Annotated in this window: 8 protein-coding genes; 2 read left to right on the top strand and 6 right to left on the bottom strand. The window is 40.4% G+C overall.

The window, feature by feature from the left end; genetic code table 11:
* Nucleotides 1-30 precede the first annotated feature (30 nt).
* Nucleotides 31-1473, bottom strand: a complete 1443-nt coding sequence (locus tag ACLPIE_RS12965; RefSeq protein ID WP_430262187.1) for a catalase — start codon at nucleotides 1471-1473, stop codon at nucleotides 31-33.
* 333 nt (nucleotides 1474-1806) lie between these two features.
* On the opposite strand from ACLPIE_RS12965, the gene ACLPIE_RS12960 reads away from it, so the two are divergent.
* Nucleotides 1807-2349, top strand: a complete 543-nt coding sequence (locus tag ACLPIE_RS12960; RefSeq protein WP_430262185.1) for a YfaZ family outer membrane protein — start codon at nucleotides 1807-1809, stop codon at nucleotides 2347-2349.
* A gap of 508 nt (nucleotides 2350-2857) precedes the next feature.
* Here the strand turns inward: ACLPIE_RS12960 and tyrP are convergent.
* Nucleotides 2858-4006, bottom strand: coding sequence for a tyrosine transporter TyrP (gene tyrP, locus ACLPIE_RS12955; RefSeq protein ID WP_430262184.1), 1149 nt, complete (start codon nucleotides 4004-4006; stop codon nucleotides 2858-2860).
* Between the two features lie 476 nt (nucleotides 4007-4482).
* On the opposite strand from tyrP, the gene ACLPIE_RS12950 reads away from it, so the two are divergent.
* Nucleotides 4483-5823, top strand: a complete 1341-nt coding sequence (locus tag ACLPIE_RS12950; protein ID WP_430262182.1) for an anaerobic C4-dicarboxylate transporter — start codon at nucleotides 4483-4485, stop codon at nucleotides 5821-5823.
* 92 nt (nucleotides 5824-5915) lie between these two features.
* Here the strand turns inward: ACLPIE_RS12950 and yfaE are convergent, their stop codons facing one another.
* The 4 genes from yfaE to ubiG all read right to left on the bottom strand — a co-directional run bounded on the left by yfaE (nucleotide 5916) and on the right by ubiG (nucleotide 10701).
* Nucleotides 5916-6179 carry a class I ribonucleotide reductase maintenance protein YfaE gene (gene yfaE, locus ACLPIE_RS12945; RefSeq protein ID WP_430262180.1) on the bottom strand — a complete coding sequence of 88 codons (264 nt, stop codon included), beginning with the start codon at nucleotides 6177-6179 and terminating at the stop codon, nucleotides 5916-5918.
* Nucleotides 6180-6181: 2 nt separating this feature from the next.
* Nucleotides 6182-7318, bottom strand: coding sequence for a class Ia ribonucleoside-diphosphate reductase subunit beta (gene nrdB, locus ACLPIE_RS12940; protein ID WP_430262178.1), 1137 nt, complete (start codon nucleotides 7316-7318; stop codon nucleotides 6182-6184).
* A gap of 11 nt (nucleotides 7319-7329) precedes the next feature.
* Complete coding sequence (nrdA, locus tag ACLPIE_RS12935; protein ID WP_430262176.1) at nucleotides 7330-9621, bottom strand: class 1a ribonucleoside-diphosphate reductase subunit alpha; 2292 nt, start codon at nucleotides 9619-9621, stop codon at nucleotides 7330-7332.
* Between the two features lie 354 nt (nucleotides 9622-9975).
* Nucleotides 9976-10701, bottom strand: coding sequence for a bifunctional 2-polyprenyl-6-hydroxyphenol methylase/3-demethylubiquinol 3-O-methyltransferase UbiG (ubiG, locus tag ACLPIE_RS12930; protein WP_430262175.1), 726 nt, complete (start codon nucleotides 10699-10701; stop codon nucleotides 9976-9978).
* Nucleotides 10702-10704 lie beyond the last annotated feature (3 nt).

Genomic DNA, 10704 nt, shown 5'->3' with positions numbered 1-10704 from the left:
TGGCAGATATGACTCTGCCACTCAATCTAGTTATTTTTTCAGAGCATTCAACGCTTTTTCTACACCAGCACCGTACTCAGGGTGAACTTGTTTGAATAGTCCAATCTGACGCACTTGGGTTTCTTCTGTTGCATCAATCAACTCCCCTGCGATGCGTTTAAACATCCTTTGATGTTCGGCATCATCTAATAGTTCATATAAAGCACGAGGTTGGCTGAAATAATCCTGATCTTCACGATGATCCCAGTGATCCGCTGCACCTTCAATAGACAATGGGGGTTCACTAAAATCAGGTTGCTCTTGGAATAAGCCAGCTTCATTAGGCTCATAAGTTACGTGGTTACCGCTATTACCGTCTACACGCATAGCGCCATCTCGGTGGTAATTATGGAATGGGCAACGAGGTGCATTGACAGGAATTTGGTGGTGGTTGACACCAAGGCGATAGCGATGAGCATCCCCGTAAGAGAATAAGCGACCTTGCAGCATTCTATCTGGCGAGAAACCAATACCAGGAACGACGTTTGCAGGGCTAAATGCGGCTTGCTCAACATCAGCAAAGTAATTGTCTGGGTTACGGTTTAATTCGAAATAACCAACATCGATTAGTGGGTAATCTTTATGCGGCCAAACTTTAGTCAGATCAAATGGGTTGTAGGGGACATCAGATGCTTCTTTTTCAGGCATAATCTGAACTTGTAATTTCCAACGTGGGAAGTCACCTTTTTCGATAGACTCAAAGAGATCACGTTGTGAACTTTCTCTATCTTTTCCTACTAACTGTTCTGCTTGTTCATCAGAGAGATTTTCGATGCCTTGTTGACAACGGAAATGGAATTTCACCCAGAAACGTTCGTTATTGCTATTGATAAAGCTGTAAGTGTGACTACCAAAGCCGTGCATATGGCGGTAACTTTGGGGAATACCTCTATCGCTGGCATCAATAGTGAGCTGGTGCAAAGATTCTGGTAATTGAGAGAAGAATGCCCATTTGTGTTCCATCGTACGTAAATTAGAACGAGGATCACGTTTAACGACGTGATTTAAATCAGGAAATTTTAATGGGTCACGGAAGTAGAATACAGGGGTATTGTTACCAACCATATCCCAGTTACCTTCTTCAGTATAAAATTTCAGAGCAAAACCACGAATATCACGCTCTGCATCAGCAGCCCCTCGTTCCCCTGCAACCGTTGAAAAACGAGCAAACATCTCTGTTTTTTTTCCAACTTCTGAGAAAATTTTTGCACGAGTATAGCGGCTGATATCATGGGTGACTGTAAATGTTCCAAATGCCCCTGACCCTTTAGCATGCATACGTCTTTCAGGGATTACTTCACGATCAAAATGAGCCAGTTTTTCTAAAAACCAAACATCTTGTAATAACATAGGACCGCGCTTGCCGGCTGTCATTACATTATTGTTATTGGCGACGGGAGCGCCAGCGGCGGTTGTAAGGCCTTTTTTCTTCATCACATTGCTCCTTTTTGGATTAAATCACTACACAAAGCTAACTATTAAGTTAATTTTTTGTAATGATAAAAATTTGTCACTATAATAAACTTATAATTCAGTATAGTAGTTGTAGAATTGATTATCTAATTAATATAACCAATTACTGTGATTAACTGCGAAAATTTGTTATTTGACATAGGTGAAATTAAAAATATTTCTTTAATTACATTATGTTATGCAAGATAAAATGTGGTTTTATAGATAATGCTGCGTAAATCTGAGTAAGAATAGCTGAGAAAAGTGTGAAATTTTAGTAGTATCAGTGGGTAATAATTTAAAGAGGATAAAATAATGCGCAAAGTAGTTTTATTTGTAGCGGCGATGACCCCGTTTTTTATGAGCTCTGCTCAGGCTGTGTCTGTAAGTGCACAAGCAGGTAAACACTATACTGAATTATCAGCAGGTTTAGGCAATCAAAATGCAGGTTTGGCATTCAATGGCTCTTGGGCACGCAGTGACCATGATGGTCAAATGGGCAGTGTTGGTGCTACATTTGGCTTGCCAGTTGGGCCTTTTGCTGCATATGTCGGTGGTAAAGGTTTATATTTATCACCGGATAACAATAGCAGCGGTGCTGCATTGGCTGTTGGTGGTGGCTTAAATTGGCAAGCAATGCCTTCACTGAATATTTATGGTGAAGCTTATGGTGCTCCCGAATCGTTAACGTCAGGTAGTAAATCATTTGTAGAGGCCAAAGCAGGTGCGCGTTATACGGTGTTTAAGCCGTTATCTGTTGATGCAGGTTATCGCTTGATTGAAATGAAAGGCTCACACAATAAATCGAATGAGAAGATTGCTGATGGCTTTTACCTCGGCGCTGGTCTTTCATTCTAATTGTGTTACCTTCTGTATGTCGCCCTTAACTACGTATTTTAAGTGTACGTTTAGGGCGAATTGATGATGGAAACCTAATTGAATTTTTTTAAAATCAAATAATTAAATTTCTGACTACACACACCAAGCTGTTCCCTTTAGCTTCCATCGCATTACTGTCATGATGACCAATTGGTCACGGCTCAATCCTGTACCTTTCATAATAATTTCAGGGCTAACACCATTTTTCAGCAGTTAGGCTGCCTTGGTTAGTTTTGCCTCTTCTCTGCCTTGCTTAATGCCTTCTCGGCGGCCATTGAGTTGTACTTTCAGTGCTATGTGCTGTTATATGACGAAATTAAAGAAATATATATCAAATAATATGCATACATAGATTGAATAGGAATGCTCGGTGATTACTCATTGATGGCGGGTATCAAACTATGAACTACAGTGGTTATGAGGGAATAGTTAATTTCGGATAAACAAAAGCCGCAATTTGACGTTACCCAGATTGCGGCTTAATTTGTTAGCCAACGTTCGGTAAAAAGCCTGCAACAATTGAAAATTGGATAGCGATAACGGCAATACCACATATGAGGACTAAAGCTAAAATGGGGGTGCCACCTTTGACTTGATAGCCACTTTGGACTTCTAACTTGCGCACGCGTAATGTCAACAATGCAGGAATGATCAGTGCTAGTACTGATAGCGCAACAGCAGCATAAGTAAGCGCTTGTACGAAACTACTAAAGAATAGGGCTGCTAATAGAGGAGGAATAAAGGTTAATAAACCTGTTTGTACACGGCCGATAAAATGATTGCTACGTTTGAATAAATCAGCAAGATAATCAAATAAGCCCAATGCAACCCCTAAGAATGATGTTGCTAGTGCTAAATCCATGAATAAGCTAACTGCAATATTAACCCGAGGTGTAGCTACGACATCACGGATAGCGGTAAGTAACCCATTAAGACCAGATTGCTGTGCGAGTATCCCCATAAATGTGTGTGATGGAATAGACCCTAACGTCGCGATTTGCCATAAAATATAGGCAACGAGAGGGATTGCACTTCCAGTAATAAAAATCATGCGTAATTTACGCACATCCCCATTCATATAGTTAACTAAACTCGGCACGCTGCCATGAAAGCCAAATGAGGTAAAAATAACGGGTACAGCGGCAAGGACTAGGCCTTTTTCAATTGGCATTGTGCTTAAATTCACAGCTTGAGCATGTGGCATCATAACTACTAGCATAATGACGAGAAAAATCGTTTTCGCTGTGAATAAGATCCGGTTAATAAAATCAACGGAATGGGTTCCGATACACACCACTGCACCACCAATAATAGTAAAGGCAATAATGGCGGTATTGGTGGATATATGAACCCCCCACCATGAAGATAAACTGTCTGAAATTAACACGCCAGCACCGCCAATATAAGCGGTTGTTAATGCATACATCAGCAGCAACATACTAAGACCGGTGACAATTTGGCCTGCGGGTCCTAAGTATTTTTTTGCAACAGAGCCTAGCCCCATATTTGCTGGATTGTGTTGATACACTTCAACTAACAGTAATGAGGTATAACTCATTAACATCCATAAGCCGACGAGTAAACAGATGATGCCAGTGAAACCGACACCTGCAGCGGCAAGTGGCATAGCCAGCATCCCTGCGCCTATTGTTGTTCCTGCAACGATTAACACACTGCCAAGCGTACGATTCTTCACAAGTTCCTCTAATTGAATTTGAAATATTAATAAGTGATGCAGATTATGCGATTGCGTTTACGCTGTCAAATGTAAATTACAGGTGTTGTAATTTTATGTTTACACTAATTTAAAAGAATAGATAAATTGAATAAAAGGCGTGACGTTAACATAGTAAAGAAAAAATGATGAATAAAGGTAATTAAAGGTAAATTTACATGATGGGTTATGTTAAAAAATGATATTTAACATACTGATTTTAAATAATACAGTGGGGAGCTGAATATTATGCCAGTAACTTAAGAAGAATAGTGTGATGAGGTCATAAAAAAAGCATAAAAAATAAAACTAAATTGATTTTTAAATTATCATAAATCAAATTAATACTTGAAAATCATCCCGATAATAGATGTAAACATTTATAAAAGGATGGAACTATGGACTTTATGATACAACTTGCCATTATCCTTGTTTGCTTATTCTACGGAGCAAAAAAAGGTGGGATGGCACTAGGACTTTTAGGTGGTGTAGGCCTTGTTATTTTGGTTTTTGGCTTTGGTTTACCTCCAGGAAAACCGCCTGTTGATGTTATGCTTGTAATCATTGCTGTTGTTGCCGCATCAGCAACGTTACAAGCGTCAGGCGGTTTGGATGTCATGCTGCAGATTGCAGAACGACTACTACGGAAAAACCCGAAATACATTTCTATTGTGGCACCTTTTGTGACATGTATCTTAACCATTTTGTGTGGTACAGGGCATGTTGTTTATACTATTTTACCTATCATCTATGATGCGGCGATTAAAAATAATATTCGTCCAGAAAGGCCAATGGCGGCGAGTAGTATTGGGGCTCAAATGGGGATTATCGCTAGCCCCGTATCCGTTGCTGTCGTTTCATTAGTTGCTATGCTAAATGGTGTGACCATCAATGGTAAGTCACTCGAATTTTTGGATTTATTAGCAATAACTATTCCATCAACCTTAATTGGTATTCTGGCGATTGGTATTTTTAGCTGGTTTAGAGGTAAAGATCTGGATAAAGACCCTGTATTCCAAGAGTTTATTTCTGTCCCTGAAAATCATGACTATGTTTATGGGGATACCGTTACATTACTGGACAAAAAATTACCGAAAATTAATTGGGTTGCGATGTGGATTTTCTTAGCATCCATTGTTGTCGTCGCATTATTAGGTGCATTCTCTGAACTTAGACCTCTGGTGAATGGTAAGCCATTATCTATGGTATTGGTTATTCAGATGTTTATGTTATTAGCGGGTGCGTTAATCATTATTATTTGTAAAACTAACCCAGCACAGATTTCGAAAAATGAAGTTTTCCGTTCAGGGATGATTGCGATTGTTGCAGTATATGGCATCGCATGGATGGCTGAAACCATGTTTGGTGCTCATATGGATGAAATCAAAGGCACATTAGGTGCTTTAGTGAAAGATTTCCCTTGGGCCTATGCAGTTATTTTACTGTTAGTTTCTAAGTTTGTTAACTCACAAGCAGCAGCACTGGCCGCAGTGGTTCCCATTGCGTTAGGAATTGGTGTGGACCCTGCGTATATTATTGCATCCGCTCCGGCGTGTTATGGTTACTATATATTACCAACTTATCCAAGTGACCTTGCAGCTATTCAATTTGACCGTTCAGGGACAACACGAATTGGTAAGTTTGTTATCAACCACAGCTTCATTTTGCCCGGTTTAATCGGGGTAGGTGTATCTTGTGTGTTTGGTTGGGTATTTGCATGGCTTTATGGTTATCTATAACCGATAAAAAAAGTAAATAAAAAAAGTAAATAAAAAAGCGATTGTATGACGAACCAAATTGTTGTCATACAATCGCTTATTAAATAAAGATATTAGCCAATTTCAATATCAGAAAGTGGATGGCAGCAACAAGGCAAAATTTCACCTTCTTGCACAAAGGCTAATGGTTTATGTTTATAGCCAACTTTTCCCCGTAACAACGTTACGCGACATGAACCACAATAACCTTCGCGGCATTGATACTCTACAGGTACCCGACTATCTTCTAGTGCTTCCAATAAACAGGAATGAACTTCTGTATGGTAGGGGACTTGAACACCCTGCGTTAGTCGCAGGGTGATTTTGTGACTCGCCATAATTACAGTTCGAAATCACTCAGGTCATCAGTATTGACTTCAGAGTCAATTTGACCCACTAAGTAAGAACTCACTTCAACCTCTTGTGGGGCAACTTGTACGTTGTCAGACACCAACCAAGCATTAATCCATGGAATTGGGTTAGAACGTGCTTCAAATGGCAGTTTAAGTCCGACAGCTTGCATACGAATGTTCGTAATATACTCAACATATTGGCATAAAATATCTTTATTTAAGCCAATCATCGACCCTTCGCTGAATAAGTAGTCAGCCCATTCTTTTTCTTGTTCAGCGGCTTGAACGAATAAATCGTAGCACTCTTGCTCACATTCAGCGGCAATTTCAGCCATTTCTGGGTCATCTTGGCCTGAACGCAGCAAATTCAACATATGCTGTGTTCCCGTTAAATGGAGGGCTTCATCGCGGGCAATCAATTTGATGATTTTTGCGTTACCTTCCATCAGTTCACGTTCAGCAAACGCAAATGAGCAAGCAAAGCTCACGTAAAAGCGGATAGCTTCTAGGGCATTGACACTCATTAAGCACAGATACAGCTGCTTTTTCAGTTGACGCAGCGAAACAGTGACTTGTTTACCGTTACAAGTATGCGTGCCTTCACCAAACATATGATAGTAATTGGTCATTTCGATAAGGTCATCGTAAAAACCCGAGATATCTTTAGCGCGTTTTAAAATTTCTTCATTTTCGACGATATCATCAAAAATGATAGCGGGGTCATTCACGATATTACGAATAATATGCGTATAAGAGCGTGAGTGGATGGTTTCTGAGAATGCCCACGTTTCAACCCAAGTTTCCAGCTCAGGAATCGAAATTAACGGTAATAACGCAACGTTAGGGCTACGACCCTGAATGGAATCAAGTAGCGTTTGGTATTTCAGGTTACTGATAAAAATATGTTTTTCGTGATCAGGCAACGCATTGTAGTCAATACGGTCGCGAGATACGTCAACTTCTTCTGGACGCCAGAAAAACGAAAGTTGCTTCTCGATCAGCTTTTCAAAAATAGGGTACTTTTGCTGATCGTAGCGTGCTACGTTAACAGGCTGGCCGAAAAACATCGGCTCCAGCATTTGGTCATTTCTCTTTTGTGAAAATGTTGTATATGTATGTGACATAACAATTCCTATTAAATTTTACACGCGCCGCCTTCGCAATCGGAATCCGCAGACTCAACCACTTCTTCCAGATCACCTTGTACATCTTCCGCGCCATCACGGGTGTTATGATAGTAAAGTGTTTTCACACCAAACTTATAGGCGAGCAATAAATCTTTTAGCAATTGGTTCATTGGTACTTTACCGTTCTCAAAACGAGTTGGGTCATAGTTTGTGTTAGCAGAGATAGACTGGTCGATAAACTTCTGCATAATACCAACGAGTTGTAAATAACCGGTAATAGAGGGCATTTGCCATAACAGCTCATAAGCGCCTTTTAGATTTTCGTAATCAGGCACGACTTGGCGCAAGATACCATCTTTAGAGGCTTTGATACTGATGTAACCACGAGGGGGTTCAATCCCATTAGTTGCGTTTGAAATCTGAGATGATGTTTCAGAAGGCATCAAAGCAGATAACGTCGAGTTACGCAGTCCATATTGTTTAATATCTTGGCGTAATGCTTCCCAATCATAATGCAGAGGCTCATTGGTTAACTTATCGAGTTCTTTTTTGTAAGTATCGATAGGTAAGATACCTTGTGCATAAGTAGTTTCATTGAACCACGGGCAAGCACCTTGCTCTTTTGCTAACTCATTCGATGCTTTTAACAAATAGTATTGGATAGCTTCGAATGTTTTGTGAGTTAGGTTGTTTGCACTACCATCGGAGTAGCGGACACCATGTTTTGCCAAGTAATATGCGTAGTTAATCACACCAACGCCCAATGTGCGGCGGCCCATTGAGCCTTGGCGTGCAGCGATAATTGGGTAGTCTTGGTAATCAAGTAAGGCATCTAATGCGCGAACGGCTAACACAGCTAGCTCTTCTAGTTCATCTAGGCTATCAATTGCGCCTAAGTTAAAAGCTGATAGTGTACACAGTGCAATTTCGCCATTTTCATCATTGATGTTATTCAATGGCTTAGTAGGCAATGCAATTTCTAAACACAAGTTTGATTGACGAACAGGAGCAATTTCTGGGTCAAACGGGCTGTGCGTATTACAGTGGTCAACGTTCTGAATGTAAATACGACCAGTAGAAGCACGTTCCTGCATCATTAATGAAAACAACTCAACCGCTTTGATGCTAGATTTGCGGATGTTTTCGTCTTTTTCATATTTTACATATAAACGCTCGAACTCTTCCTGATTAGCAAAAAAAGCGTCATACAGGCCAGGAACATCGGATGGACTAAATAGGGTAATGTCTTGGTTTTTAATCAAACGTTCGTACATCAGTTTATTCAACTGTACACCATAGTCCATATGGCGAACACGGTTACCTTCAACACCACGGTTATTTTTCAGAACTAATAAGCTTTCAACTTCAAGGTGCCAAATTGGGTAGAATAAGGTTGCAGCGCCACCACGAACACCACCTTGCGAGCAGGATTTAACGGCTGTTTGGAAGTGTTTATAGAATGGAATACATCCAGTATGGAATGCCTCGCCGCCACGAATTGGGCTACCTAATGCACGAATGCGACCTGCATTTACCCCGATCCCCGCACGTTGCGAAACATATTTAACGATGGCACTAGAAGTTGCATTGATAGAATCAAGGCTATCGCCACATTCAATTAGCACGCAAGAGCTGAATTGGCGTGTAGGTGTACGTACCCCCGCCATAATCGGCGTAGGTAATGAAATTTTGAACGTAGATACGGCATCATAGAAACGACGAATATAATCAAGGCGTGTTTCTTTTGGATAATGTGAAAATAGGCAAGCTGCGACCAAGATATATAAAAATTGTGCGCTTTCGTAGATTTCACCCGTTACACGGTTTTGAACTAAATATTTCCCTTCAAGCTGTTTTACAGCTGCGTAGGAGAAATTCATATCACGCCAATGGTCAATAAAACCATCCATTTGCTCGAACTCTGCTTCAGAGTAGTCTTCCAGCAAATGCTTATCATATTTACCCATTTCAACAAGGCGTTTGACATGTGTATACAGTGCTGGTGGCTCAAACTGGCCATAAGCTTTCTTGCGTAAGTTAAAAATAGCAAGACGCGCAGCAAGGTACTGATAATCTGGTGTTTCACCAGTAATCAAATCTGCGGCTGCTTTGATCATCGTTTCGTGAATATCAGAAGTTCTGATCCCATCATAAAACTGAATCTGTGAACGTAACTCCACCTGAGAAACAGATACGTTACTGAGGCCTTCAGCAGCCCAGGTTATTACCTTGTGGATTTTATCGAGATCAATGCGTTCTTTGTGTCCATCACGTTTTGTGACTAACAGACTCTGGTTCATGAGAAAGTACACCTTGGTTGAACTGCAAATAGGAACAAATAAACATAAAAAAGCCCATGGTTTAATGCCATGAGACTAGTGATGTTATGTTATTGATTGCCACTATATGTAGTAGTTTATTGAGAATACAATAACAAGATAATGTTAATATGCGATTTTATCAAGTGAACAAATCGAAGGGTTCTTGTGGATAACTGGTTGGATAAGAAAGTGGATCATGTCGGTAAGCTGCATGGTAAAAGGGACTAATAAAAAAAAGCTTCCGACATGAAGACTAAAATAAATTTTGTAAACGGCGATCGTTTGCTGCTTTCTTAAACGTACTGCTTGTGATTTATTCTTGTCGTGATTAAATCATTGCTCACTCATTGTGTGGAGCATATAATTCACATCCACATTAGGTCCAAGCCAGAACTTGTCAGTCAGTGGATTATAGTGCAATCCGATGATATGTTGATCTTTTAATTGCGTACCATCAACCCAATTGATCAATTCAGATGGGCGAATAAATTTATTCGCATCATGAGTGCCTTTGGGAACCATTTTCATCACATATTCAGCGGCGACCACAGCCATTAACCAAGCTTTTTTGTTACGGTTTATGGTCGAAAAAATAACATGCCCACCAGGTTTAACTAATTTTGCACAAGCTTTAACAACCGATTGTGGGTCCGGTACATGCTCAAGCATTTCCATACATGTTACTACATCATAAGCTTGTGGGTGTTTATCTGCATGTTGTTCAACGGTTTCTTGCACATATTCCACAGGAATACCGGATTCAAGAGAATGCAAACGAGCGACCATCAGCGGCTCTGCGCCCATATCGAGGCCAGTCACATTTGCGCCTTCTCGCGCCATACTTTCAGATAAAATTCCACCACCACAGCCAACGTCGAGGATCTTTTTACCAAAAATACCGCCGACACGTTGCATGATATAACCTAAACGTAACGGGTTAATCCGGTGCAGCGGAGCAAATTCACCTTCTAAGTCCCACCAACGAGAAGCGATGGACTCAAATTTTTCGATTTCTTGCTTGTCGACGTTAAGATAAGCTGGGGTTTGGGTATCACTCATTTA

The sequence above is a fragment of the Providencia sp. Me31A genome, from assembly GCF_050487165.1.
Taxonomy (GTDB): domain Bacteria; phylum Pseudomonadota; class Gammaproteobacteria; order Enterobacterales; family Enterobacteriaceae; genus Providencia.
Note: the sequence above shows the minus strand (reverse complement) of the source record. Positions and strands in the feature narration are given on the sequence as shown.

Bases quoted from the DNA above. Each gene is read 5' to 3' on its own strand.
- yfaE (WP_430262180.1), bottom strand. From the start codon at position 6,179: ATGGCGAGTCACAAAATCACCCTGCGACTAACGCAGGGTGTTCAAGTC.
- ACLPIE_RS12965 (WP_430262187.1), bottom strand. From the start codon at position 1,473: ATGAAGAAAAAAGGCCTTACAACCGCCGCTGGCGCTCCCGTCGCCAAT.
- nrdB (WP_430262178.1), bottom strand. From the start codon at position 7,318: ATGTCACATACATATACAACATTTTCACAAAAGAGAAATGACCAAATG.
- ACLPIE_RS12950 (WP_430262182.1), top strand. From the start codon at position 4,483: ATGGACTTTATGATACAACTTGCCATTATCCTTGTTTGCTTATTCTAC.
- tyrP (WP_430262184.1), bottom strand. From the start codon at position 4,006: ATGCTGGCTATGCCACTTGCCGCTGCAGGTGTCGGTTTCACTGGCATC.
- nrdA (WP_430262176.1), bottom strand. From the start codon at position 9,621: ATGAACCAGAGTCTGTTAGTCACAAAACGTGATGGACACAAAGAACGC.
- ubiG (WP_430262175.1), bottom strand. From the start codon at position 10,701: ATGAGTGATACCCAAACCCCAGCTTATCTTAACGTCGACAAGCAAGAA.
- ACLPIE_RS12960 (WP_430262185.1), top strand. From the start codon at position 1,807: ATGCGCAAAGTAGTTTTATTTGTAGCGGCGATGACCCCGTTTTTTATG.